Source organism: Ferrovum myxofaciens, from assembly GCF_000735045.1.
GTDB classification, from domain to species: Bacteria; Pseudomonadota; Gammaproteobacteria; order Burkholderiales; family Ferrovaceae; genus Ferrovum; species Ferrovum myxofaciens.
Window position 1 is genome coordinate 1 of record NZ_JPOQ01000399.1, and the last position, 253, is coordinate 253.

1 protein-coding gene is annotated in these 253 nt (G+C 58.1%); it reads right to left on the reverse strand.

Going from position 1 to position 253, the window contains the following annotated elements; genetic code table 11:
* Nucleotides 1-253 (reverse strand): transposase (locus tag IV91_RS0114220; protein WP_200874441.1); only part of this gene is annotated, 253 nt, incomplete at both ends.

Consider the following 253-nt stretch of genomic DNA (forward strand, 5'->3'; position numbering starts at 1 on the left):
TCCCGAATCGATGCCAAGCTGGGTAATGCATCACCTGCGTATTTCACCCGCGTACGCACGATGCGCATCGGTTTTCCGCAACACGGACAGCCAGGCACCGGACGCGGTTTGGGCGGTGGAACAAACCCCCGTTTAATCAGCTGCACCAGCTTGACCAGCCGGCTGTTGGGGTGCAGAAAGCCGAAGTTGCGCGCCCGTCTGAATCCCTTCGGGAGAATATGCAGCAGGATTTTGTGCAGAAATTCCACACCGC